The sequence below is a fragment of the Streptomyces sp. SAI-135 genome, assembly GCF_029893805.1.
Classification (GTDB): Bacteria; Actinomycetota; Actinomycetes; order Streptomycetales; family Streptomycetaceae; genus Streptomyces.
In genome coordinates this window covers 8,132,159-8,154,553 of the sequence record NZ_JARXYP010000002.1, presented here as the reverse complement: position 1 = coordinate 8,154,553, position 22,395 = coordinate 8,132,159, and the positions used below count along the sequence as shown (strand labels likewise).

Sequence of the window (22,395 nt, the reverse complement as noted above, 5' to 3'; positions counted from 1 at the left end):
CGGCTACGGTGGGTACGTCGTGACCGCCACAGAGCCCTCCCCCGCAGTCCGCGCGCTCCCACCCCTGCGAGTGGCGCGCGAGCGCTTCCTGTCCGGGCGCCCGCTGCCCGACGGTGTGCCGGAGGAGGTCCTCGCGGCGTGGCGGCGGGCCCGTTTCTTCGGCGTACCGCACGACTTGCGGGAGCCCGCCGCCGATCCGCCCCGGCCGCCGCGGTCGCCGCTGCTCGGCGCCGCCCGCCCCGTTCTCGAACGGATCGCCCCCACCCTCGGCGCCGGCCCCTCGGTCCTCCTCCTCACGGACGCACGGCTGCGCGTGCTGTGGACGTCCGGGAGCGCGCCCGGGCTCATCCCCTGTTCGGTGCTGTCGGAGCAGGAGGTCGGTCACAACAGCGCGGTCCTCGCCCTGCGCCGCCGCGCCCGTGCCGAGGTGCACGGACCCGAGCACTTCCTCGACGTGTGGCAGGACGTGTCCGCGGTCAGCGTCCCGCTCCTCGCGCCGGCGGGCGGACAGCCGCTCGGCACGCTCACCGTCGCCTCCCGCCTGCGCTCAGGGCGCCCGCCGCACCCGCAGGCCGGGCTCGCCGAGGCCGCCGCCGCAGCGGTCGAGGCCGCACTGCCGGCCCGGGCGGCAGGGCCCGAACGGGTCCTCCTGGAGGCCTACTTGAAGGCGGCACGCTCGCAGGACCGCGCGGTGGTCGCGCTGGACGGCCGCAACCGCCTGATCAACGCGGCGGCGGAGCGGCTGGCGACTCCCGAGGTGCTGCGGGCGCTCGAGCACACGGCGAGGGCGGCACGGCACACGGACGCGCCGGGGGCCGCCGAACTGCCCGAGGGGGCAGGGTGCGACGCCCGGATCGACCTCGTGCGGCAGGAGGGCGCGGTCGTGGGGATCGTGGCCGTCCTGGAGCCGACCGGCGAGAACACGCCGAGGACCCGGCCGCGCCCGCTGCCCTGTCTGGCGGGCTCCTCGCCGCCGTGGCGGCACGCCGCCGAGCGCGCCGCCGGGCTGGCCCGCTCCGCCGGGCCGGTGCTGCTGACCGGCGAACGCGGGACGGGAAAGACCGCGCTGGCCCGTGAGTTGCTGGGCCCGGGCGCCCCGCAGCTGGTCGACGCGGCCGAAGGCGGCTCGCTGGAAGGAGAGTTGGCGCGATGGGCCGGGGATGGCCCGCTCGTCCTCCGGCACGCCGAGCGGCTCACGCAGCCCGCCGTCGCCGCGCTCAACTCCCTGCTCGACGCGCACCCGGACACCCGGCTGCTGGTCACCCACACCCCGGGAACCCCGCCCGGCCCCTGTCTTCAGCGGCTCCTCGACAAGCTGGCCGCCCGTACGGTGGTCCTGCCGCCGTTGCGGGAACGCACGGAGGACATCAGGGAGTTGCTGTCGGCCCTCGCGCCGCGCCCCGCACCGGGCCACCCGCCACTGACCTGGACCCTGGACGCCCTGCGCGCGCTCGAACGGCACCCGTGGCCCGGGAACGTCACCGAACTCGCCCACGTCGTCCAGGCCCTGGCGGAGCACCGACGGGTCTCGGGACCGGTCCGCCGGGCCGAACTGCCGGACTTCGTGCGGGAAGGCCCCGCCGCGCGCCCGCTCAGCCCGATGGAACAGGCCGAACGCGCCACGATCCTGGAGACCCTGCACCGCCACGGCGGCAACAAGTCCCGCGCGGCGACGGCACTCGGCATCGGGCGGGCCACGCTGTACCGCAAACTGCGGGAGTACGGGGGCTGAGGAGGGCCCCGGGGGGGGTAGGACGCCTCCCTCGGCAGCCCGCCGCGTTCCGTGCCGGACCCCACCGGCCGTGCGCGGCACCGGCGGGCCGCCGCCCCATCGCCCCTTCACCCCATCGCCCCTTCACCCCTTCGCCCGGGCCATCCATTCCATGGATGGACCCGATACGGGAATCGGATCGCGTGGAGGATGGCGGTGGACCGCCCGGAGCGTTCATAGTCGTGCCAGCCCGCACGCCGGCGTCCGGAGCAGCCGCCCGTCCGGGCCCGCCTCCGGTGTGCGGACGCCCCCGGCATGCCGAGCGCCCTCCCGGACCCGTCGCTCACCGCATGCCCGCTCCCCGTACGCCTTCCCTGGAGTCGTCATGCCCGGATCCCTGTCCCCGTCCCCCGCCGCGGTGGACGACACCGTCCCCTCCCCCGTCACCGTGTCGGGCCCGGTCCACCGGCTGCGGGTGACCCTGCTGATGGCCGGCAGCTGTCTGCCGATCCTGGGGGCGGTGCTGATCGCCCCGGTGCTGCCGAAGATGCAGGACCATTTCGCGTCGGTGCCGGGCGCGAAGGCCTTGGTACCGCTCGCGCTGACCGTGCCCGCGCTGGCGGTGGCGTTGCTGGCGCCGTTCGCGGGAGTGATCGTGGACCGGCTCGGCCGCAAGCGGCTGCTCATCGCGTCGACGCTGCTGTACGCCGTGTTCGGTACGGCACCGCTGTGGCTGGAGTCGCTGGGCGCGATCATCGCGAGCCGGGCGCTGGTCGGGGTCACCGAGGCCGCGATCATGACGTGCTGCACGACCCTGATCGGGGACTACTACTCGGGGCGGCGCCGGGTGAAGTACCTCGCGCTGCAGACCATGTGCGCGTCCGCGTCGGCGACCGTGTTCTTCGTGCTCGGCGGGGCCGTGGGGTCGGCGGGCTGGCGGGTGCCGTTCTGGGTGTACGCCGTGAGCCTGGTGCTGGCTCCGCTGATGGCCTCGGCGCTGCCCGGCACCGCTGGGCGGGTGGCCGCGGACGTGCGCCCGGCCGGTGCGCAACGGGCCTTTCCCTGGCGGCAGTTGGCCGGCATCTGTGCCCTCACCTTCTTCGGGGCGATGGTCTTCTACACCGTGCCGGTCGAGATGTCGTACCTGCTCGACGACCTCGGGGTGGCGAACTCGGGCGTGATCGGCCTGGCCACGGCGGTCGCCAGTGCGGCCACGGTGGCCGGGGCGGTCGCCTTCGCCCGCCTCAAGCGCGCGCCCGAGCCGATGCTGCCCGCGGTGTTCGCGGTGTGCGCGGCCGGTTTCGGGGTGATGTGCCTCGCGGGGAATGCTCCGTTGCTGGTGATCGGCGCGGTGATCAACTGTGTGGGTACGGGCATGCTGTTGCCGGCCCTCCTCACGAGCGCGATGTCCCGGCTGGCCTTCGAGGACCGGGGCCGGGGGACGGGGTTGTGGACGGCCGCGTTCTTCGGCGGCGAGTTCGTGTGCCCGCTGGTACTGCTGGCCGGGGAGTCGGCTGCCGGGAGCCTGGCCGGTGCGGTGGGGGTGCTGGGAGTGGCCTCGCTGCTGGTCGCCGCGGGACTGACGGGCCTACGGCGACGAGCCGCATGAAGGCGCGGCGGCGCCGGGATGCCGGGACAGCGGTCGGCAGCGCGGGCGATACCGGCACCGCTGCCGTGGCGGTGGTAGGCGGTGCCGATCCGGTACCGGTACGGGTGCCGGGGCAACGCTAGGCAGCCGCCGATCCGATCCCGGCACCCCCGCCCCGGCCGTGGCAGGAGGCGCCGATCCGGCACCGGCACCCCCGCGGGGGCAACGGCAGGCAGCCACCGAGGATCCGGCACCGGCCCCCCACCCGGGCCACGCAGGCAGCCACTCATCCGGCACCCCCACCCCCACCCCGCCCACGCAGGCAGCCGCCGATCCGGCACCCGCACCCCCGCCGGGGCAACGGCAGGCAACCACCCATCCGGCACCCCCACCCCCACCCCGGCCACGCAGCCAGCCGCCGATCCGGCACCCCCACCCCCGCCGGGGCCATGGCGGGAGGCGCCGATCCGGTGCCGGTACCGTTCGCACCCCGCCGTGCGCCACGCGGGCGCTGAGCGGCTGCGCCCCTGTTCCGGCGGGGTGCGACCGGCGGGGCGCCGCCCGGAGCCGGAGCGTGGCTGCATACCGTAGAGGCAGATCACCGTCTGCCCGGGAGCACGCATGACCGGTAGCCGCCGCAAGAGACCCGGCGACACCTTCGACGCCATCGAACCTCCGGGCGACGCCCAGCTGGTCGCCTCGGTGGTGATCGTGACCGGTCTGGTCGAGTTCCTCGGCGCGCTGTCCGGGTCCGAGGTGTGGCTCCTCGGGCTCCTGGTGTTCCTCCCGGGCGCCGCCTCCGCGCTGGGCACGGTCCGGCAGACGGCGTTCGTCGCCGTGTGGACCACGCTCGTCGTCACCGCCAGCGTGCTGCTGCGGGACCGCGACGCGGGCCACTGGTTCGACCGGCTCCTGCTGATCCTGTTCACCGTCGTCCTGGCCGCGACCTCCGTCTACGGCTGCCACCGGCGCATCAGACGCGAGGACGCGATGCTGCGGCTGCGGTCCACCGCCGCGGCCATGCAGCGGCACATCCTGCACCCCCTGCCCCTGCTGACCGACGACGTCCTGGTCAACGGTGTCTACGAGCCGCTCCAGGAGGAGCGGCTGGTCGGCGGGGACATCTACGACGTCGTCGACTCACCCTTCGGGACCCGGGTGCTGATCGGGGACGTGCAGGGCAAGGGGCTGGCCGCGGTGGGCTCCGCGTTCGCCGTCATCGGCGCCTTCCGGGAGGCGGCCCACCGCGAGCCCACCCTCACCGCGCTCGTGGACGCCCTGGACGCCGCCGTGGTGCGGCACAACTCCTACGCCCTGCACACCGGCGACGACGAGCGGTTCGTCACCGCGCTCATCGTCTGCGTCGACGCGGACACGGAGGTGCAGGCGGTCAACTGCGGGCACGTCCTGCCGCATGTGCTGCACGAGGGCACGGTCAGCACGCTCGAACTCGAACCCGGCGTACCGCTGGGCCTGGCCGAACTCGCCCACGAGCCCACGACCGTGGGCTGGTTCGACTTCCCCGAGGGCGCGACGCTGCTGCTGAGCACCGACGGCCTGACGGAGACCCGCTCGGCCGACGGCGCGTTCTACCCGCTCGACGAGCGCCTGACGACGTACGTCGACCTGTCCCCCACCGAGCTGCCGCAGGCCCTGCACGACGACGCCCGGACGTTCGCCGGGAACGGCGGCCCGCACGACGACGTGGCCGTCCTGACGGTCCGCCGCTCCCTGCGCTAGTGAGAACCGCCCGGCCGCGCGGCGCCGACCGTCCTGGTGGCTGATCTGAACAACCACCCCTGTGCGCCGCGTTCTTAGAGGTGCAGGGACGCGAGACGCACCAGAACCGTGAGGCCATCTTGTCGAACGCACCGACCGCCGCCCGCCGGGGCTGGGGAACCCGCAACTGGCGCATGGCCGGGAAACTCCAGGCCGTCCTCCTGATCCCGGTGATCGTGGCCCTCGTCCTCGGCGGCCTGCGCGTCAAGCGTTCGGTGGACACCTGGCAGGACGCCGACGACGCGGTCCGGGTGGCGGAACTGGTCCAGGCGGCCAACAAGTACGCGAGCGACGCCATCGACGAGCGAGACGTCTCGGTCATCCCCCTGGTCAAGGGCGACCGCACGTCGAGCACGGTCGCGAAGGCCCGCGCCGTCACCGACGCGGACGCGAGGAGGTTCGACGAGGCGGTGGAGCGGATGCCGCGGACCGCCGGACTGCTGCGCCGCGTCGAACTCGTCCGCACCGGCGAGAAGCAGCTCGCCTCCGTGCGCGCGAACGCCTTCACCGACCGGCTGACCGGCGTGCAGACCGAGGAGAGCTACCACGCCGTCCAGCACCCCCTCATGGAGATCTCCAACGAGCTCGGCTTCGGCAGCAGCAACCAGGCCAGCTTCGGCCGCACCCTCTACGCCGTCTCCCTCACCCAGGCCGCCGAGTCCCTGATCCGGTCGATCGGCACCCACCTCCTGGTCGAGGACCGCGACAAGCTCGCTCCCGGCGAACTCCAGGCCCAGCTCGGCTCGTTCAGCTCCTACGTCCACCTTGAGAAGGTTGCGCTCCAGGAGTACGCCGGCGCCGGTACCGCCGCGGACCTGGCCCGGTTGCGCAAGGCCCTGTCCGACGCGGAGAAGCAGGGCCGGGATCAGGCCGCCGCGGCCCGGACGCAGGCCCAGGCGGCGGGCAGGACGTTCGTGGCCCCGCCGAGCCTGGACAAGATGACCGGCGAGATCGCCTCGGGCAAGTCGGCCGCACAACTCGCTGCGCAGGGCATCACGGCCGAGACGTTCTTCGCCGCCTCCACCCTCGGTTTCGACGCGTACCGCGATGTGGAGGTGTACCTCACCGACAGCGCCCTGGCGGACGCCCACACCATCGCCGACGACGCCCGCAACGACGCCGTCGTCAACGCCGCGCTGGTCCTCGCCTCGGTCCTCGCCGCCTTCCTGCTCGCCGCCTGGGTGGCCCGGACCATGAGCGGCAGCATGCGCCGGCTGAGCGCCTCGGCCCACGAGATCGCCGGGCAGCGCCTCCCCGCTCTGCTGACCCAGCTCACCCGGACCATTCCGGGGCGGGTCGACGCCCGGGTGACGCCGATCCCGATCACCAGCACGGACGAGATCGGCGAGGTCGCCCGCGCCTTCGACCACGTGCACCGCGAGGCCGTCCGGCTCGCCGCCGAACAGGCCCTGCTGCGCGCCAACATCAACACGATCTTCAGCAACCTGGCCCGCCGCAACCAGTCGCTGATCGAGCGTCAACTCGCCCTGATCACCAGCCTCGAGGGCACGGAGGCCGATCCCGACCAGCTGGAGAACCTCTTCAGACTGGACCACCTCGCCACCCGTGTGCGCCGCAACGGCGAGAACCTCCTCGTGCTCGGCGGCGAGACCCCCGCCCAGCAGTGGGACCAGCCGCTGCCCCTGGTCGACGTGATCCGCGCGGCGGCCTCGGAGGTCGAGCAGTACGAGCGGGTCGATCTGTCGGGGGTTCCGGAGGCCGAGATCCACGGCCGCGCCGTGACCGACCTGGTGCACCTGCTGGCCGAGCTCCTGGAGAACGCGACGACGTTCTCGCCGCCGCAGTCCCGCGTCCTGGTCACGGCGGCGAGGCTGCCGGACGGCCGGATCATGGTCGAGATCCATGACCGGGGCATCGGGCTGCCGGCGGAGGAACTGGCCGACATCAACCACCACCTGGCCGACCCGCCCACCGTGGACGCGGCGATCTCCCAGCGCATGGGCCTGTACGTGGTGGGCCGGCTCGCGGACCGGCACGGCATCCGCGTCCAGCTCCGCCCGTCCGAGGCGGGACAGGGCACCACGGCCCTGGCGATGCTCCCGGACACGATCACCTACCGGGGAACGGCGGCGGAGTCCGACACCGACACCATGGCCCTGGCGGCCTTCACCGACCCGGCCCGCCCCGGGGTCACCGCGCTCGGTCACGAGGCCTGGAACGACAGGTAGGGCACCCGTCGGTAAATCATCTTGGCCCGACTGCTCCTGCCACGGCAGGATGATCGCTCGGTGTCGACCACACGAGGGGAACGACGGATGCGGCGAAACCGGCTCGGCAGGACCGAAGTGCACGTCACGGAGCTGGGCTTCGGGGGCGGTCCGCTCGGCGGGCTCTTCGCACCACTGGACGACGAGACGGCCGCGGCCGCCCTGCAGGCGGCCTGGGACGGCGGGATCCGCTACTTCGACACCTCCCCGCACTACGGCATCGGCCACTCCGAGCGCCGCACCGGCGACCTGCTCCGGGGCAGGCCGCGCGAGGAGTTCACCCTGTCGACCAAGGTCGGCCGGCTGCTGGTCCCGCAGGACTCGGCGGGCCGCATGGACGAGAGCTTCGCCGTGCCGGCCACCCACCGCAGGGTGTGGGACTTCACGCGGGACGGCGTGCTGCGCAGCGTGGCGGACTCGCTGGAGCGGATGGGCGTGGACCGTGTCGACGTGCTGTTCCTGCACGACGCGGAGGAGCGCTTCGAGGACGCCCTGCGCGACGGCTACCCGGCCCTGGCCGAACTGCGCGCCCAGGGCGTGGTGGGGGCCATCGGCGCCGGGATGTACGACCCGGGCAGACTGACCCGGCTGGTCAGGGAGGCGGACGTCGACGTGGTGATGCTGTCCGGCCGCTACACGCTCCTGGACCACAGCGCGCTGGACGAACTCCTGCCCGCCTGCATGGACCGCGGTGTCTCGGTCCTCGCCGCGTCGGTCTTCAACTCCGGCCTTCTGGCCACGGCCCGTCCGACGGAGGGTGCCACCTTCGACTACGCACCCGCCGCACCGCGGTTGCTGGACCGCGCGCACCGCATCGCCGACGTCTGCGAGGCCCACGGCGTGACCCTCCCCGAACTGGCGATGGCGTTCCCGCTCCGGCACCCGGCGGTCGCGGGCATCGTCGTCGGCATGCGCACGGCGGAGGAGGTGCGTCGCAACATGGCGGCGTTCGGTGCGGAGATCCCGGCCGGGCTGTGGGACGACCTGCGCGGCGAGGGTCTCCTGGACGAGCGGGCGCCTGTGACGTAGTTCGCACGCGCATCGACTCTCTTAAATACCCCGATGCTGTCCATGCTCCACCACCTGGCCGCCACCGACCCGGCCCGCCCGGTGACGGTGCTGCACGCCGAGCGCACCCCGGCCGACCACGCCCACCACGAGGAACAGCGCCGACTCGTCGAGGCCCTCCCCAACGCCCGACTGCACCTGTGGTGCGAGGAGTTGGGCGAGAGCAGCCGGGAGGCGACCGTCGGCCGCACCGACGTCACCGCACTCGGCCTGCCGGCGCACGCCGTCCACTACGAGGTGTTCGGCCCCGACCTCTGGCTGGGCACCGAGTAGAGGACTGGGACCGTGGCCGCCGACGTCGTACGGCGCCGGTACCTGGCCTTCGCCGCCGGAGACCCCGGGGAAGCGTGTGCCGGGCCACCGGGCCGGCCGCCTGGCAGGATGGCCGGCATGGAACGAGTGCTCGGCATCGGCGGCTATTTCCTCAGGGCGGCCGACCCCGCGGCCCTGAGCGCGTGGTACCGCGACCATCTGGGGCTGGACGCCGACGAGAACGGCCTGTGGCGGCAGGAAGCCGGACCCACGGTGTTCGCGGCGTTCGAGTCCGGGACCGACTACTTCGGGTCCCGCGACCAGCAGACCATGCTCAACTTCCGGGTCCGCGACCTGGACGCGATGCTCGCGCAGCTGCGCGCAGCCGGGGCGGACGTCGACGAGGAGATTCAGGACATGGAGGGTGTCGGTCGCTTCGGCTGGGTCACCGACCCGGAGGGTCGTCGCATCGAGCTGTGGCAGCCCGCCTGATCCTGCGCCTCACTCGGCGTGCCGGATCCGGAAGCGGCCCGGTTCCTCGGGATCCCGGTCGACGACGCGGACCGGCGCCCGGTCCCACTGCCAGACACTGATGCCGGGCGTGCGGGAGAAGCGGATCAGCCCGCGGGTGCCCTCGACCGCCACGCGCGGCCAGGCCGCGGCGATGTCCGCCCGGTCCGTGCCGTGCGCGCGCAGCACGTCGGCGAGGACGGCGATCGTGTCGTAGCCCTCGAAGGCCACGAAGGAGGGCGCCGCGCCCAGCCGCTCGCCGAGGGCCCTGTCGACCCGTGCACCGAGTGGACCGAGACGCTCGGGCAGATAGCGCAGGAACGGGACCGCGGTGCCGTCGTCCCCCAGCGACGCCGCCCACCGCGCGAACTCGGGTTGTCCGGCCGGAGCGCCGATCATGAGGTCGGCGAGGCGCGGGTCGCGGCGGACGGACCTGACGATCGGCACGGCCGGCTCCGGGAAGCCGGTCAGGAGCAGCAGGGCCGTGGCGCGTCGGCCGACGAGCCGGTCGCACACGGCCTCGGGAGTCAGTGCCCGTGCGTCGAGTTCGATGACCGTGCCGCCGCGTGGTGCGAGATCGTCGTGCAGGATGCGGGTCCCCGCAGCCCAGTAGACGCTAGGTTCGCTCGCCACGGCGATACGGCGGTGGCCCGCCGCGAGGAGGAAGTCCGCGTAGACGCGCCAGCCGTGGGACTGCGGCGGAGGGAGCCGCGCAACCCATTCGGTCGGCTGGTCGGTCAACGCGTCGAGAACGGCGGACGAGCAGAGGAACGGCACCCGGAGGGCGTCGGCTCTGGCGGCCGCGGCGCGGGCGACGACGCTGTGGTACTCGCCCGCCAGCGCGGCCACGCCCAGTTCGGCCAGTTCCTCCACGGCCGCCGTCGCCCGCTGCGGATCGGCCGCGGTATCCCGGACCAGCAGTTCGAGGGGGCGTCCGCCGATCCCACCGGCGCCATTGACCTCGGCGGCGGCCAACTCCAGGCCCGCCAGCAGGTGCCGGCCCGCCTCGACCCAACCGGGCCGCGTCAGGGGGACGAGAACGCCGATCCGGACCGGCTGCGCCGGACGCACCTGGGTGATCATGCAGGACATTGCACCCGCGCTCTCGCCCACGGGCAACCCGTTTACGCCCCCCGAACCGGGAGAGCCCCGGTCGGCGTGCCCGCTCGTGCACGCCGACCGGGGGCCGCTCACTCGTCGTCCGGGAACTCCCCCACGAAGGCGCCGGCCATCCGCAGCCAGGGCTCCGCTTCCTCCCGGCGGCCCTGGCGCTGGAGCGTGCGTCCCAGCATCAGGTGGGCGTAGTGCTCCACCGGATCGTGCTCGACGATCACACGCAACTGGTCCTCGGCGCGCTTGAGTTGGGCGGAGTGGTAGTACGCGCGGGCCAGCAGCAGCCGGGGTCCGGTCTGTTCCGGGGCCTCCTCGACGACGACGGCGAGGAGCTTCGCGGCGGCGCTGTAGTCCCGCGCCTCGAACAGCAGCCGGGCCCGCTCCCAGCGCTCGACGGTGCTCTCCTCGCGCGGCACTCCGACGCCGTTGTCGAACAGGTGCAGCGCGCTGGCCCAGCGGTCGGGCGCCACGCCGCCGGTGGCCGCGTAGGCGTTGAGGTTGTCGGTCATGATTCCTCTCCGTTTCCGGGGTGCGGACGGTCAGACCGCCGGTTCGACGCTCCCGGCCCGCTCCGCCTCGTGGGCGGCGAGCAGGGAGGCATGGGTGGGGGCGTCGGGCACGCCGGCCGGGCGGTTCCTGGCGAACTCCTCGCGCAGCACCGGTACGACCTGCTCGCCCAGCATGTCGATCTGTTCGAGCGCCGTCTTCAGCGGAATGCCACCGCCGTCCACGACGAACAGCTGGCGCTGGTAGTCGCCGGCGTACTCGCGGAAGCTGAGCGTCTTCTCGACGACCTGTTCCGGAGTGCCGACGGTCAGCGGGGTCTGCTCCATGTACTCCTCCATCGGCATCCCGCCTCCCATCACCGGCGAGTGGTCGAAGACCGGGCGGAACTCACGGATCGCGTCCTGGGAGTTGGGGCGCATGTAGACCTGGCCGCCGAGTCCCACGATGGCCTGCTCGGGCGTGCCGTGGCCGTGGTGCGCGTACCGCTCCCGGTACAGGTCGATCAGCTTCCCGGTGTGTTCCCTGGGCCAGAAGATGTTGTTGTGGAAGAAGCCGTCGCCGTAGTAGGCGGCCTGCTCGGCGATCTCCGGCGAGCGGATGGAGCCGTGCCAGACGAACGGCGGTATGCCGTCCAGCGGGCGGGGCGTCGAGGTGAACCCCTGGAGCGGCGTGCGGAACTTGCCCTCCCAGTTCACGACGTCCTCGCGCCACAGCCGGCGCAGCAGGGCGTAGTTCTCGATGGCGAGGCCGATGCCGTCCCGGATGTCCTTGCCGAACCAGGGGTAGACCGGCCCGGTGTTGCCGCGGCCCGTCATCAGGTCCACCCGGCCGTCGGCCAGGTGCTGGAGCATCGCGTAGTCCTCGGCGATCTTCACCGGGTCGTTCGTGGTGATCAGCGTGGTCGAGGTCGACAGGATGATGCGCTCGGTGCGCGCGGCGACGTGAGCGAGCAGGGTCGTGGGCGACGAGGGCACGAACGGCCGGTTGTGGTGCTCACCGGTCGCGAAGACGTCGAGCCCGACCTCCTCGGCCTTCCGCGCGATCGCGACCATGGCCTTGATCCGCTCGTGCTCGGTCGGCGTCCGACCCGTGTGCGGGTCGGTCGCCACGTCACCGACGGTGAAGATGCCGAACTGCATCGCCCTCACCCTTCCTGGTGGTTGATGCATCAACTATAGCCCTGCAACACAGGCCCTCCTCCGGCTATTCCGCTCCCGGCCGGTCAGGCCGGGTCCTCGTCCAGCCTGCCGAGCACGCGCTCGGAGATCTGGGCCAGGACCCGCAGTTCGGCCGGCGTGACGTGGTCGAGGAACAGTTCACGCACGGCCTCGACATGACGCGGGGCCGCCGCCTCGATGGCCGCCCGGCCGGCGTCCGTGACGACCACGAACGCGCCGCGCGCGTCCTCGGCGCACTCCTCCCGGACCACCAGGCCCCGCCCCGCCATCCTGGCGATGTGGTGGGACATCCGGCTCTTCTCCCACTCCAGGGCCCGGGCCAGGTCCTGGTAGCGCTGCCGCCCCTCCGGGGTGTCCGTCAGATGGACCAGCACGGCGAAGTCGGCGGGCGACACCCTGGACTCGGACTGCAGCCTGCGTCCGAGACGTCCGCCGATCCGCTCGTGCAGCCGGACGAAACCCCGCCAGGCGCGCTGCTCCTCGGGCGTCAGCCATCGCACTGTGTCAGCCATGGAAAAAGTGTAGACGTGGTTGACACATCACCATCAGTCCGACGCCGTACGGGCTACTCCGGTACCGCCGGCGGCGGGATGCTGCCCGTCGTGGCCAGTTCCCGGTACCACAGGGCGCTGTCCTTCAGGGTGCGGCGCTGGGTGTCGTAGTCGACGTGGACGATGCCGAAGCGCTTCGAATAGCCGTAACCCCACTCGAAGTTGTCCATCAGCGACCACACGAAGTACCCGCGCAGATCGACACCGGCGGCGAGTGCCCGGTGGGCGGCGAGGAAGTGCCGGCGGAGGTAGTCGACGCGCTCCGGGTCGTGGACGGCGTGACTGCCGTCGGGGCTGGTGGTGACGTGGTCCTCGAAGGCCGCGCCGTTCTCGGTGATCACCAACGGCTGGTCCGGGAAGCGGGCGTGGAGGTCCAGGAGGAGCTCTTCGAGGCCGTCGGGGTCGATGTTCCAGCCCATGGCGGTGTGCGGGCCCTCCTGTGCGACGAACTCGACCTGGGGCGAGCCGGGCCAGGGCGAGCCGCCCATGTCCTTGTGCCCGTCGTTGTTCTGCCGTGCCGTGGCGCCGTCCCACAGCCGGACCCTGGTGGTGGCGTAGTAGTTGACACCGAGCAGGTCCAGGGGCTGGTGGATCCGGGCGAGGTCGCCGTCCTCGACGAACGACCAGTCCGTGATGCCCGCGGTGTCCTCGACGAGATCCTGCGGGTAGTGGCCGCGCAGCAGCGGCTCGGTGAAGGCGCGGTTGGCCAGCGCGTCGATCCGCCGTACGGCCTCCTCGGCGCCCTCCCCCTCACCGCGCAGGACGTGGAAGTTGAGGGTGACCGAGTACTGCGGGTCGTTGCTGGTGACCTCCCGGAGCTGCTGGAGGGCCAGCCCGTGGGCGAGGTTCAGGTGGTGGACCGCGGTCAGCGCCGCGGCCCCGTCGGTGCGGCCGGGGGCGTGGGCTCCGGAGCCGTAGCCGAGATAGGCGGAGCACCAGGGCTCGTTCAGCGTGGTCCAGATCGCGACCCGGTCGCCGAGGGCCTCACCGGCGATACGGGCGTAGTCGGCGAAGGCGAAGGCGGTCTCGCGGCTCGTCCAGCCGCCCTCGTCCTCGAGGGCCTGCGGCAGGTCCCAGTGGTAGAGGGTCGCCACCGGGGCGATGTCCCGCTGGAGCAGGCCGTCGACCAGGCGGCTGTAGAAGTCCAGCCCCTTCGGGTTGACCGGGCCCCGGCCGGTGGGCTGGATGCGCGGCCAGGCAAGGGAGAACCGGTAGGCCTTCAGGCCCAGGGAGGCCATGAGGTCGAGGTCCTCGTCGAGGCGGTGGTAGTGGTCGGCGGCCACGTCACCGGTGTCGCCGTTCCACGTCTTGCCCGGCGTGTGGGAGTAGGTGTCCCAGATGGAGGGGCCGCGCCCGTCCTCGTCGGCGGCGCCCTCGATCTGGTAGGCCGCGGTCGCGGCGCCGAGGAGGAAGTGCGCGGGGAAGGACAGGGACTGGGCTGTCGACATGCGGGTCGCTTTCCGGTGAGAGCCAGGAGATGAGGACGGCGTCCTGGAACCACGGTGATGTTAACGTTAACAAGCTGTCAAGACCCGGAGCGGCGGAACCCGGACCGGAGCCGCGCTTCAGGAGTCCGTACGCGGTACGGCCGTGCTGTGCCGCACGACGAGTCGCGGCGTGAGCTTGTGCCGCTGTGCCGGTTCGCCGGCCACCCTGCGCACCAGCAGTTCGATGGCGCTCCTGCCGAGCTCGGCGAAGTCCTGGCGGACCGTGGTCAGGGCGGGCACCAGGAATCCGGCGCCCTTCATGTCGTCGAACCCGACGACCGACACGTCGTGCGGCACCTTCACGCCCCGTTCGGCGAAGGCCGCCAGCACACCCATGGCCATCTGGTCGTTGCCCGCGAAGACGGCGGTGGGCAGGGCGCCGCCGGCCGCGCAGAGTTCGTGCGCGAGACGGAACCCGCTCTCCGCGCCGAAGTCCCCTTCCAGCAGGGCTCCTCGGGCTCCCGCGGCGGTGAGTTCGGACTGCCAGCCCTCGACCCGGGCCCGCGCGTCGAAGGTGCGCAGCGCACCCGTGAGGTGGGCGATGTCGCGGTGTCCGAGACCGAGGAGGTGCCGGACCGCGAGCCGGGCGCCGAGTTCCTGGTCGACCTCGACGAAGCTCAGCCCGGGGTCGGGCGCGTTGCCGGACATCACGACCGCCACGGGCACCCCGAGGGAGAGGCCGGACAGGGCCTCCACGGTGTCGGGCCGGTCGGCGACGACCGCGATCGCCTCCACCGACTGGTCGGTGAGCCGTTGCAGCGTCTCCAGGAGGTCCGCGGTGGTGCTCTCGCCCTGCCGGCTGGCCAGGCTCACCCAGTAACCCGCCTGCTTCGCGGCCGTCTCCACACCGAGGAGGATGCGCGGCAGCTCGAACAGCTCCGACCCGACGACGACCACACCGATCGTCGAGGAACGCCGGCTCTTGAGGGCCCTGGCGACGCTGTTGCGGCGGTATCCCAGCTTCTGGATCGCCGTCTCGACCCGGGCCCTGGTCTCCGGCCGGACCGAGGGGTGGCCGTTGATGACACGGGAGACGGTGATGTGCGAGACGCCGGCCTCCCGGGCCACGTCCATCATGCCCGGCGGCCGGTCCATGTCACCCGTCCTCTGCCCTCGACCCGAGCGGGCGGCCTCACGCCCACCGCCGATACTGTCACAGGCGCCGGGCCGCCTCCTCGACTGCGGCGGTGTGCGACGCCGTCCGGCCCGGCGGCAGGCCGGCGGTGGCGCACACCGGCGTCAGGACGTGTACCGCGGTGTCCACTGGGTCCTCGTGATCGCCTCGCGGAGGTCGGCCTCCGTCGCCTCGGGGGCGACGCCGTCCTCGACGGCCGCCTGTGCCACCGCGAGCGCGATCTCGCGGGCCGCGTCCCGCATGCTCGCCAGCGGGGGCAGCAGCGGGGTGGCTCCGTCGGTGCCCGCCCGTACCGCGCACTCCCCCACGGCGCGGGCCGCGGCCACCATCATGCGGTCGGTCACCCGCCTGGCCCGGGCGGCGGTCACGGCCAGACCGACGGCGGGGAAGACGTAGACGTTGTTGGCCTGCGCGACCGGCACCTCGCGGCCGTCCACCGTCAGCGGCGGGAACGGCGACCCGGCGGCGATCAGGGCCCTGCCGTCGGTCCAGCGCGCGAGGTCGGCGGGATCGGCCTCGGCATTGGACGTGGGGTTGGACAGCGGCAGGATCACCGGCCGGTCGCAGGAGTCGGCCATGGTCCGCACGATCTCCTCGGTGAACGCGCCGTGTGCCGTGGACAGCCCGATCAGCACCGTCGGCCGCACCTCGCCGACCACCCGGGCGAGGTCGGGCGCGTCCGGGCCGCCCCACTGCCGTACGTCCTCGTCGTCGCGGGCGTAGACCCGCTGCTCGGGGGTGAGGTCGGTGCGGGAGTCCGTCAGCAGGCCGTCGATGTCGACGAACCAGAACCGGTCGGCCGCCTCCTGCGCCGAGAGCCCCTCCTCCACGAGTGCGGTGCGGATCATGTCGGCGACGCCGACCGCCGCCGAGCCCGCGCCCAGGACCACGATCCGGTGGTCGGTCAGGGCCGCCCCGGCGACCTTCGTGGCGGTGGTCAGCGCGCCGAGCGCCACGGCCGCGGTGCCCTGGATGTCGTCGTTGAAGGTGAGGAGCCGGTCCTGGTAGCGGCCGAGGATCGGGCGGGCGTGGGCGGTCGCGAAATCCTCCCACTGGAGCAGCGTGCCGGGGAGTTCGGCCTCCACGGCGGAGACGAACGCCTCGATCATCTCGTCGTAGGCCTCCCCGGTGACGCGGTGCTGCCTGCGGCCCAGATAGTGCTCGTTCGCCAGGAGCTGCTCGTTGTCGGTGCCGACGTCGAGAAGGATCGGCAGGGTGCGCGCCGGGTGGATGCCGCCGATCGCGGTGTAGAGGCTGAGCTTTCCGATCGGGATGCCCATGCCTCCCACGCCCTGGTCACCGAGGCCCAGGATGCGCTGGCCGTCGGTGACGACGATGACGTCGACCTCGCCGCCCGGCCGGTTGCGCAGGATCTCCCGGAAGCGGTGCCGGTCCTCGTAGGTCAGGAACAGCCCCCGCGGCCTGCGGTAGATCTCGCTGAACCTGCGGCAGGCCTCGCCGACCGTGGGGGTGTAGACGACCGGCAGCATCTCCTCCAGATGCCGGGTGAGCAGAGCGTGGAAGAGCACCTCGTTGGTGTCCTGGAGCTGGCGCAGGTAGATGTGCCGGTTGAGCGTCTTGTCGTATCCGAGGAACGCCGCGTACGCCCGGCCCGTCTGTTCCTCCAGCGTCTCCGTCGCCGGTGGCAGCAGCCCGTCCAGGCCGAGTTCGGCGCGCTCCTCGGAGCTGAAGGCGGTGCCCTTGTTGAGGAGGGGGTCGGCCAGCAGGGCCGCTCCGCGGACCTGGGCGGGGCTGTGTGGTGCCATGACGTTCCTCGGGTCGACGGGTTCCGGACCAGCTACTCCTGTGCCCCGTCGGCCGTCATCCGAATCAGCCGCCCCGCTCGGCCCGGCGGGCTCAGGCGTCGTCGGCCGTGTGCACCCGCCGTCCTTCGACGAAGGTCTGGAGGACGCGGGTGGCGGCGATCTCCTCGGGCGGGCCCGCGAACGGGTCGCGGTCGAGGACGACGAGATCGGCCGCTCTGCCCACGGCGATGCTGCCGGTGACGTCGTCGAGGTGGTTCACGTAGGCGCTGCCCGCCGTGTACGCGGCGAGGGCGGTGCCCAGGTCGAGGCGCTGCCCGGGGAGGAACTCCGGGGTGCCCTCGGGGGCGCCGGGGGTAATCCGGTTGACGGCGACATGGATGGCCTGGAACGGGTCGGGGCTGCTGACCGGCCAGTCGCTGCCGGCGGCCAGGGTGGCACCGGCCCGCAGCAGGTCGCCGAAGGGGTACTGCCGTGCCCCGCGCTCGTCGCCGAGGAAGGGCAGGGTCAGTTCGTCCATCTGCGGTTCGTGGGCGGCCCACAGCATCTGGAGGTTGGCGCTCGCGCCCAGGTCGCGGAACCTGGGGACGTCGTGCGGGTGCACCACCTGGAGGTGGGCCAGATGGTGCCGGGTGTCCCGCCGGCCGTTGGCGGTGCGCGCGGACTCCACGGCGTCGAGGGCCTCGCGCACCGCGCGGTCGCCGAGCGCGTGGAAGTGGACCTGGAAACCGGACGCGTCGAGCTCGGTGACGTATTTCCGCAGGTCGTCCGGTTCGACGAAGCTGATGCCGCTGTTGTCCGAGGCACAGCCGCAGCCGGTCAGATAGGGGTCGAGCATCGCGGCGGTGTGGTTCTCCGCGATGCCGTCCTGCATGACCTTCACGGTCCCCGCGCGGAACCGGCCCCGGTTCAACTCCTCGCGCCGTGCGATGAGTTCGGGGATCTGTTCGGCGCCCCGTTCGCGGTCCCACCACAGCGCGCCGACGACCCGGGCGGTGAGCAGGCCGCGGTCGAGGGCCGCCAGGTAGGAGGGCGCCGGGTCGGTCATGTTGGTGTACGCGCCGACGATGGCGTCCTGCCAGGCGGTGACCCCGTACGAGTGCAGCACGGCCTGGGCCCGGAGCAGGGCCGTGAGCTGTTCCTCCGGGGTGGGGTCGGGGACCAGCCTGCCCACGAGGTGGGCGGCGCCCTCCTGGAGCATGCCGGTGGGGTTGCCGTCGGCGTCGCGTTCGATCCGGCCGTCGGCGGGGTCCGGGGTACGGGCGTCGATGCCCGCGCGTTCCAGGGCCCGGCTGTTCACCCAGGCTCCGTGGTGGTCGCGGTTGGGCAGGAAGACGGGCCGGTCGGGGACGACCGTGTCGAGGGCCGCGGCGGTGGGCGCCCCGCCGGGGAACGCCTCCAGGGACCAGCCGCCTCCGGTGATCCACTCGGCGTGCGGGTGCTGGTCGGCGTAGGCCTTGATGCGGCGCAGGTACGCGTCCGGGTCGACGGTGTCGGCGAGATGGCACAGGCCCAGTTCGAGGCCCGCGCCCTGTGGGTGGACGTGCGCGTCCTGGAAGCCGGGGATCAGCAGCTTCCCGGCCAGGTCGACGACTTCGGTGCGCGGGCCGATCAGCTCGTGCACCTCGTCGTGGCCCACGGCGGCGATCCGCCCGTCGCGCACGGCCACGGCGGTGGCGCGGCTGCGGGCGGGATCGACGGTGTGCACGGGTCCGCCGGTGAGGACGAGGTCCGCGGTGTGTGACATGGGGGTGGGCTCCAGAAGGGGTCAGACCGCCGTGCGGTCCATCGGGAGGGTCAGGGACTCGGCGTCGGTGCCGCGCCCCGTGCTGAAGTACGGCGAGTGCCTCACGTACTTGGCGACGGCGGCCATGCCGAGGCCGGCGAGGACGATCGCGGCGGGCAGCGAGAACATGAACCACCCGTTGTCCGGGCTGAGTTCGAAGTGGTCGCTCATGGTCAGGTAGGAGTAACCGAGGTAGCCGCCGAGGCCGAGCAGGATCAGGCCGGACACGGCGGGCACACCGATGGCGAGGAGTGCCTCGCGCGGTCCCTCGCGGCGGGCGGAGCGGAAGCGGACGGCGCAGGCGAGCGCGGTGAGGCCGTAGTAGAGGGCGACGATCAGGCCGATGGCGTTGACGGCGGCCAGCAGCATGTCGCTGAGCCTGGGGATGGCGACGGCGAGCACGGCGATCACACCGGCGACGGCCATCACGACGACCGTGCCGGTGGCGGGGGTGCCCCAGCGCGGGTGGACGCGGGTCCACACCGGGCCCATCGTGCGGTCGCGGCTCATCGCGAACAGGCCGCGTGCCGTGGGGATCAGGGTGGCCTGCACGGAGGCGACCGCGGAGAACATCAGCGCGACCAGGGGGAGGGTGGCCCAGGGTTCGGCGGCCAGTTTCCCGCCGAGGTACGGCAGGGCCTGGGGGCCGTTCCTGACGAGTTCGGCCAGGCTCATCTCCCGCTGGAAGGCGACCGAGGCGAAGAGGAACAGGCCGAGCATCGCGAACAGGGCGATGAGACCGCCGCGGGCCGCGTCACCGGGGCTCTTCGTCTCCTCGTTGACGCTGAACGCCGCGTCCCAGCCCCAGAAGAAGAACACCGCGAGGACCATGCCCTGGGCGAAGGCGGTGCCGCCGGCGATCTCGAAGGGGTTGAACCAGGACAGCGAGAGGGCGTGGTCGCCGGTGATCAGGGCCCAGCCGCAGAAGGCCAGCAGGACCGTGTACTCGAAGACCAGGAGCGCGAACTGGAAGCGGGTGGCGGCCCGCACGCCGGTGACGGCCAGCGCGGTGAGGGCGAGGAGGATCACCAGTCCGACGGCCGTGGTGACGCCGGTGGACGTCGGATCGAGGGCGATCCCGGCGACGCTGTGCAGACCGGCCTTGTCGGCGAAGGCCAGGACGACCGAGCCCATGATCGCGCTGGTGTAGGCGCAGAAGATGACGGAGCCGACCAGGGTGACCCAGCCGGTCAGGAAGCCCGGCCAGGGGCCGAGGGACTTGCCGACCCAGACGTAGCCGTTGCCGCAGTTCGGCTCCGAGCGGTTCAGGCGGGCGTAGGCGGTGGCGATGCCGAGGACCGGCAGGAAGGCCAGGAGCAGCAGTGCCGGGGCCTGGAGGCCGACGACGGCCGCGATCGTGCCCATGCCGATGGCGATGCTGGTGGTGGCCGCCGTGCTGGAGGCGGCGATGGCGACGCCGTCGACCACGCCGAGGGAACGGCGCAGATCCGGGCTCGGTGCGGAGGAGAGGGGCGGTCTGGACGACATGGTGGGCTCCTCGGGGACGGAGGACGAGGAAGAGGGAGTGGGGGGAAGAGCCACGCGGTGAGGTGATGGAACAGCCGGCGTCCACATTGGGTCAACCCTGTTGACGTAAGGCGCCCTGGGGCCGTTCACTGAGGGCCCCCCGGCGAGAGGAGTCCGGTCGTGTCCAGCCGTGTCCCCGAGGAACGCCGACGCCGGCGGCCCACCCGCACCGGCGTCCTGCTGTCCGAGGACCTGATCGTCGAGACCGCCCTGCGGCTGATCGGCGAGCACGGTTCCGAGGCGCTGAGCGTGCGCAGGCTCGGCGCGGCGCTGGGCTGCGACCCGACCGCCCTGTACCGCTACTTCCACGACACCGACGACCTGGTGCTCGCCATCGCGGACCGGATCATCGGCGACGCGATGGCGGGGTTCGTCCCCGGGGACGACTGGGTGGCCTCACTGCGCGAGATGGCCCTGCGGGTGCGGGCCGGATACCTGGCCCATCCGCGGGCGGCCGCCCTGGCCGCGCACCGGGTGACCCGGCGCACCAACGAGATCCGGGCCGTGGACACCGGAATCGGCCTGATGCTGTCCGCGGGCTTCGAGCCGGCCGACGCCGCCCGCCTGTACCTGGCCTTCATCGACACCGTGCTCAGCCACGCCGCCACGGACGCGGCGTTCCAGGCCCTCCCCCGCCGGCAGCGGGAGGCCGACCACCGGGCGTGGCGGGAGGTCTACCAGGACCTGGACCCGGTGGCGTACCCGGCGCTCACCGCGGTACGCCGCGAGCTGCCGGGAATGGCGGACAGCTCCTTCGACGCGGCGGTGGACCTCCTGCTGGAGGCACTGGCGGCACGCGCGCCGGCGTGATGGCCTACGTCTGCGCCTACGACGTGCGCGCCTTCCGCCCCGGGCCCGGCCGGATCGTCAGCACCGGCGTGGCCGGAAAGTTCGCCGTCGGCAACGGCGCGACAGCCCCGACCGATCCCGCGGGCCCCGGCGGCGTCCGCCACCCCACCCTCCGGGCCCCCGGCGCGACCGACCTTCGAGCGGCTTCCCGAGGCCGGCCGACATACGCGCGGCACCGGCTCGGCGGCACGGACCCCGTTCACGGCCAACTCGCCATGCCGGGGCCTGCGTTGAGCGGCGATGCGCCCGACCGGGATGTGCGCGAGGGTGGCGTCCCGGACAAGTGGCGCGAATACGACGTACACCTCTCGCGCCCACCGCACCCCTTGGACATCTGCGCAGGAGCATCACACAGGCTGCACACCGCCTTTCGAAAGCCTCGCTACTTTTGCCTCCGGCTCGATCCCCCGTGCGAACGAGACCGGCCACGGCCATCGGGCCGATGGTGCAGTCGACTCAGGAAGACCAGATGGACTACTGCTCCTCGTGCCGTCGGCATCTCAACGGCGCCCTGGCGTGTCCCGGATGCGGCGCCTACGCCCCGGACATCGCTCCCCCCGCCCACCTCCGTACGACGACCGGCACGGCGGCCGCGACGTGGGACGAAGCACCCAAGTGGCACGAGACGGGCCTCCACGAGGAGCCGGCGACCGGGACCGGCCCCGACGTCGTGTCCGAGGACGTGGTGGACGGGCCCGTGGTCACGGAGGGGCGGGCGGCACGGCGGCGCCAGCGGGCCCGCTGGAAGAAGAACCAGCGCAAGGCCGTGGTCGCCACCGCGGTCGCCCTCGTCGGCGGTGGTCTGACCGTCTCCGCGATGAGCCAGCAGTCCGGCGCCCGGACCCAGGCGGCCACGTCGCCGGACCCCAGGTCCATGGGGATGGCGGAACTGCCCACCTCGGACGACGCCCTGCCGGAGTCGACACCCGCCACGGCACACCAGGCGTCCACGACCACGCCCGCCACGAAGGCCGGCTCGCACCGGCGGACCGACGGAACGGCCTCCACCGCGACCCTGTCGTCGGTGCACACGGACTCCGCCGCCTCCCCCGTGCCCACGGCGACGACCGCCTCGGGGTCCCGGTCCCAGGGGTCGCACTCGACGTCCGTAGCGGCCGGAGGCGGCACCGGGGGCACGACCGGCTCGACCACCACGACATCGGGCACGACCGGCACGACCGGCACGACGACGGACACCTCCTCGTCGTCCTCGTCCACGGCCACCGGCGGCACGACCGACACGGGCACGAGCACGGGCACGAGCGGTGACAGCTCGCAGTCGTCGCAGACGGGCACCTCGTCCGCCGCGACCGATCCGTCCGGACTGTGCGTGCTCAACCTGCTCTGCATCAACTGACCACGG

The 22,395-nt window shown here is 72.9% G+C and carries 17 protein-coding genes and 1 pseudogene; 9 read left to right on the top strand and 9 right to left on the bottom strand.

Annotated elements, in window-relative coordinates:
• Window positions 1-19 precede the first annotated feature (19 nt).
• From M2163_RS41315 to M2163_RS41285, 7 genes and pseudogenes are all read left to right on the top strand, one after another.
• Window positions 20-1,732: a helix-turn-helix domain-containing protein gene (locus M2163_RS41315; RefSeq protein ID WP_280847734.1), complete on the top strand. Its 1,713-nt coding sequence runs from the start codon at window positions 20-22 to the stop codon at window positions 1,730-1,732.
• Window positions 1,733-2,096: 364 nt separating this feature from the next.
• A complete protein-coding gene (locus tag M2163_RS41310) occupies window positions 2,097-3,320 on the top strand; it encodes an MFS transporter (RefSeq protein WP_280896582.1) in 1,224 nt (407 codons plus the stop codon).
• 600 nt (window positions 3,321-3,920) lie between these two features.
• Window positions 3,921-5,039, top strand: a complete 1,119-nt coding sequence (locus tag M2163_RS41305) for a PP2C family protein-serine/threonine phosphatase (RefSeq protein WP_280896581.1) — start codon at window positions 3,921-3,923, stop codon at window positions 5,037-5,039.
• 173 nt (window positions 5,040-5,212) lie between these two features.
• Window positions 5,213-7,267, top strand: coding sequence for a nitrate- and nitrite sensing domain-containing protein (locus M2163_RS41300; protein WP_280897397.1), 2,055 nt, complete (start codon window positions 5,213-5,215; stop codon window positions 7,265-7,267).
• 87 nt (window positions 7,268-7,354) lie between these two features.
• Window positions 7,355-8,335 (top strand): aldo/keto reductase, encoded by a 981-nt coding sequence (locus M2163_RS41295; protein ID WP_280897396.1) that lies wholly within the window; start codon window positions 7,355-7,357, stop codon window positions 8,333-8,335.
• Window positions 8,336-8,362: 27 nt separating this feature from the next.
• A pseudogene (locus M2163_RS41290) lies at window positions 8,363-8,647 on the top strand (hemin transporter); the annotation flags it as partial.
• A gap of 117 nt (window positions 8,648-8,764) precedes the next feature.
• Window positions 8,765-9,118, top strand: coding sequence for a VOC family protein (locus M2163_RS41285; protein WP_280847738.1), 354 nt, complete (start codon window positions 8,765-8,767; stop codon window positions 9,116-9,118).
• Between the two features lie 9 nt (window positions 9,119-9,127).
• Here M2163_RS41285 and M2163_RS41280 read toward each other — a convergent pair whose 3' ends face one another.
• The 9 genes from M2163_RS41280 to M2163_RS41240 all read right to left on the bottom strand — a co-directional run bounded on the left by M2163_RS41280 (window position 9,128) and on the right by M2163_RS41240 (window position 20,144).
• Window positions 9,128-10,219, bottom strand: a complete 1,092-nt coding sequence (locus tag M2163_RS41280; RefSeq protein WP_280896580.1) for an ABC transporter substrate-binding protein — start codon at window positions 10,217-10,219, stop codon at window positions 9,128-9,130.
• A gap of 107 nt (window positions 10,220-10,326) precedes the next feature.
• Window positions 10,327-10,758, bottom strand: a complete 432-nt coding sequence (locus tag M2163_RS41275) for a tetratricopeptide repeat protein (protein WP_280896579.1) — start codon at window positions 10,756-10,758, stop codon at window positions 10,327-10,329.
• Between the two features lie 30 nt (window positions 10,759-10,788).
• Entirely contained in the window at window positions 10,789-11,895 is a 1,107-nt protein-coding gene (locus tag M2163_RS41270) for an LLM class flavin-dependent oxidoreductase (RefSeq protein ID WP_280896578.1), read from the bottom strand.
• 83 nt (window positions 11,896-11,978) lie between these two features.
• Complete coding sequence (locus tag M2163_RS41265) at window positions 11,979-12,446, bottom strand: MarR family winged helix-turn-helix transcriptional regulator (protein WP_280847743.1); 468 nt, start codon at window positions 12,444-12,446, stop codon at window positions 11,979-11,981.
• A 53-nt stretch (window positions 12,447-12,499) separates the two neighbouring features.
• Window positions 12,500-13,933 (bottom strand): GH1 family beta-glucosidase, encoded by a 1,434-nt coding sequence (locus M2163_RS41260; protein WP_280896577.1) that lies wholly within the window; start codon window positions 13,931-13,933, stop codon window positions 12,500-12,502.
• 117 nt (window positions 13,934-14,050) lie between these two features.
• Window positions 14,051-15,067, bottom strand: a complete 1,017-nt coding sequence (locus M2163_RS41255) for a LacI family DNA-binding transcriptional regulator (RefSeq protein WP_280847745.1) — start codon at window positions 15,065-15,067, stop codon at window positions 14,051-14,053.
• A 144-nt stretch (window positions 15,068-15,211) separates the two neighbouring features.
• The gene (locus M2163_RS41250) at window positions 15,212-16,873 is read right to left on the bottom strand and encodes an NAD-dependent malic enzyme (protein WP_280896576.1); all 1,662 of its coding nucleotides are present in this window, start codon (window positions 16,871-16,873) and stop codon (window positions 15,212-15,214) included.
• Between the two features lie 91 nt (window positions 16,874-16,964).
• The gene (locus M2163_RS41245) at window positions 16,965-18,617 is read right to left on the bottom strand and encodes an amidohydrolase (RefSeq protein WP_280896575.1); all 1,653 of its coding nucleotides are present in this window, start codon (window positions 18,615-18,617) and stop codon (window positions 16,965-16,967) included.
• A 21-nt stretch (window positions 18,618-18,638) separates the two neighbouring features.
• The gene (locus M2163_RS41240) at window positions 18,639-20,144 is read right to left on the bottom strand and encodes an APC family permease (RefSeq protein ID WP_280847748.1); all 1,506 of its coding nucleotides are present in this window, start codon (window positions 20,142-20,144) and stop codon (window positions 18,639-18,641) included.
• A gap of 159 nt (window positions 20,145-20,303) precedes the next feature.
• Between M2163_RS41240 and M2163_RS41235 the strand changes: the two genes are divergently transcribed.
• Window positions 20,304-20,993: a helix-turn-helix domain-containing protein gene (locus tag M2163_RS41235; protein WP_280847749.1), complete on the top strand. Its 690-nt coding sequence runs from the start codon at window positions 20,304-20,306 to the stop codon at window positions 20,991-20,993.
• A 481-nt stretch (window positions 20,994-21,474) separates the two neighbouring features.
• On the top strand, window positions 21,475-22,389 hold the full coding sequence (locus M2163_RS41230) for a hypothetical protein (protein ID WP_280896574.1): 915 nt from the start codon (window positions 21,475-21,477) through the stop codon (window positions 22,387-22,389).
• The last annotated feature ends 6 nt before the right edge of the window (window positions 22,390-22,395 follow it).

Excerpts from the sequence above, each read along its gene's own strand:
- M2163_RS41250 (WP_280896576.1), bottom strand. The coding sequence starts at position 16,873 with ATGGCACCACACAGCCCCGCCCAGGTCCGCGGAGCGGCCCTGCTGGCC.
- M2163_RS41275 (WP_280896579.1), bottom strand. The coding sequence starts at position 10,758 with ATGACCGACAACCTCAACGCCTACGCGGCCACCGGCGGCGTGGCGCCC.
- M2163_RS41255 (WP_280847745.1), bottom strand. The coding sequence starts at position 15,067 with ATGGACCGGCCGCCGGGCATGATGGACGTGGCCCGGGAGGCCGGCGTC.
- M2163_RS41245 (WP_280896575.1), bottom strand. The coding sequence starts at position 18,617 with ATGTCACACACCGCGGACCTCGTCCTCACCGGCGGACCCGTGCACACC.
- M2163_RS41305 (WP_280896581.1), top strand. The coding sequence starts at position 3,921 with ATGACCGGTAGCCGCCGCAAGAGACCCGGCGACACCTTCGACGCCATC.
- M2163_RS41285 (WP_280847738.1), top strand. The coding sequence starts at position 8,765 with ATGGAACGAGTGCTCGGCATCGGCGGCTATTTCCTCAGGGCGGCCGAC.
- M2163_RS41295 (WP_280897396.1), top strand. The coding sequence starts at position 7,355 with ATGCGGCGAAACCGGCTCGGCAGGACCGAAGTGCACGTCACGGAGCTG.
- M2163_RS41230 (WP_280896574.1), top strand. The coding sequence starts at position 21,475 with ATGGTGCAGTCGACTCAGGAAGACCAGATGGACTACTGCTCCTCGTGC.
- M2163_RS41240 (WP_280847748.1), bottom strand. The coding sequence starts at position 20,144 with ATGTCGTCCAGACCGCCCCTCTCCTCCGCACCGAGCCCGGATCTGCGC.
- M2163_RS41260 (WP_280896577.1), bottom strand. The coding sequence starts at position 13,933 with ATGTCGACAGCCCAGTCCCTGTCCTTCCCCGCGCACTTCCTCCTCGGC.
- M2163_RS41300 (WP_280897397.1), top strand. The coding sequence starts at position 5,213 with ATGGCCGGGAAACTCCAGGCCGTCCTCCTGATCCCGGTGATCGTGGCC.
- M2163_RS41280 (WP_280896580.1), bottom strand. The coding sequence starts at position 10,219 with ATGATCACCCAGGTGCGTCCGGCGCAGCCGGTCCGGATCGGCGTTCTC.
- M2163_RS41270 (WP_280896578.1), bottom strand. The coding sequence starts at position 11,895 with ATGCAGTTCGGCATCTTCACCGTCGGTGACGTGGCGACCGACCCGCAC.
- M2163_RS41265 (WP_280847743.1), bottom strand. The coding sequence starts at position 12,446 with ATGGCTGACACAGTGCGATGGCTGACGCCCGAGGAGCAGCGCGCCTGG.
- M2163_RS41310 (WP_280896582.1), top strand. The coding sequence starts at position 2,097 with ATGCCCGGATCCCTGTCCCCGTCCCCCGCCGCGGTGGACGACACCGTC.